Origin of the sequence: Butyricicoccus sp. OF27-2pH9A, from assembly GCF_027693185.1 — a bacterium.
Classification (GTDB): domain Bacteria; phylum Bacillota; class Clostridia; order Oscillospirales; family Butyricicoccaceae; genus Agathobaculum; species Agathobaculum butyriciproducens.
Window position 1 is genome coordinate 398 of record NZ_JAQEXK010000049.1, and the last position, 1421, is coordinate 1818.

At 55.1% G+C, this 1421-nt stretch carries 2 protein-coding genes; both read right to left on the reverse strand.

Translation table 11 applies throughout. The features are described from left to right. The coding region (locus tag PG722_RS13905) for a relaxase/mobilization nuclease domain-containing protein (RefSeq protein WP_442867861.1) at positions 1 to 974 on the reverse strand (974 nt) is incomplete at its 3' end. A gap of 94 nt (positions 975 to 1068) precedes the next feature. Continuing rightward, positions 1069 to 1421 (reverse strand): CD1845 family protein (locus tag PG722_RS13910; protein ID WP_270580882.1); only part of this gene is annotated, 353 nt, incomplete at its 5' end.

Sequence of the window (1421 nt, forward strand, 5' to 3'; positions counted from 1 at the left end):
GCCAACTGCTCATAATCGGTCAGGCCATTGTCCTGTATATAAGCAAGGGCAGCAGCCATCTGCTTAATGTTAAATACCTTCGCCCAGCGTTCATATCCCGGCCCCTTACCGGCAGCCAGCTTCGCTTGAATATCCACCGCCAGACTGATTTTCCGTTCCGAGTGCCCGGGGCGTTTTTCTTTGCCCTCAATGGCGGCCAGAACATCTTGCAAGTCGTAGCCGTCCCCCAGCGTGGAGGCACGCAGACGGGTGAAGCGTTCCTGCCCTTGCCCGGTCAGCCGGAAACTGATACCACCGCCCCGAACCTTCTTGACTTCATATCCGGCCCGTTTCATCAGAACAAGAAATTCATCCAGATCGGCGGGGCGTTCGGCCAGTGCGGTATCAATGGCAAGGCGCAGTCGGTCCTGATAGGAAAGCGGCCCTTTCCGGTCTTTCTGCCACTCTCCATAGTTCCGATACTTGCCCTTGCTCCGGGGCTTCGGGTTCTCCACGATGGATAGCCCGTTTTCAAGGCACAGCCTGTCAGAGAGCCGCCGAAGGGCGAAGCTGGAGCCCCAAAAGTTTCGGAATTTCCGGGTGCAGTCAAGGGTGGTGGAGTTATAATAAATGTGACAATGGATGTGCTGGCGGTCTGTGTGCGTGGTAACGATAAAAGCGTGCCGCCCCTTTGTCCAGCGCATAGCCAGATCATAGCCGATACGGTTCGCCTCCTTCGGTGTGATCTCGCCCGGATAGAAGGACTGTCGTATCTGATAGCACAGCACATCATTGGCCTTTTTCTGTTCCCGGCCTGTCATGGCGGCATAGTTGGCTTTCGCCAAAAGAAACTCGTCCGCCACGGTGGCGGGGTCGCACTCATAAGTGGAGATATACTTTCCGCTTTCTGTTTTCTCCGGGTCCTTGCCATAGTCCAGACAATCCCGGATAGCCTCGGCAATCGTTTCGCCTTCGCCTGCATGGCGCTGCAACAAAGTTGTGGTAGCCAGAAATCATCCCTCCCTTCTATGAAAAAAGGGCGGCCCGTCCAGACCGCCCCGACTTCGGGCCAGTATGGCCCGAGGCTGCTTAACTTGCCAGAAACCGGTACAGAGCGGATTTGCCTCCGTCCAGCGCCCAAAGAAGGGAGCCAGCCGCCGCTTGCATCCCATACGGCGAAAGGAGAAAGGCGAGGAATAGAAATACAATCCCGCCGATGGGGGTCGGCGTGAAAAAGAGGGCGATACCCAGCAATGCCAGGATCACGGAGGCAATCGTCAGCAGGAAGGCGCAAATATCAAACAGGAACACCAGCAGAGCCGTCAGAAGGGATAGCGCCAGGGCGAAAGGTGCAACCAATATTTTCAGCAGTATCTTCATCATCAAAACCTCCTTTATTCTTTCTATCTCTATTTTATCATGCTTGCCCGGGGACATAAATG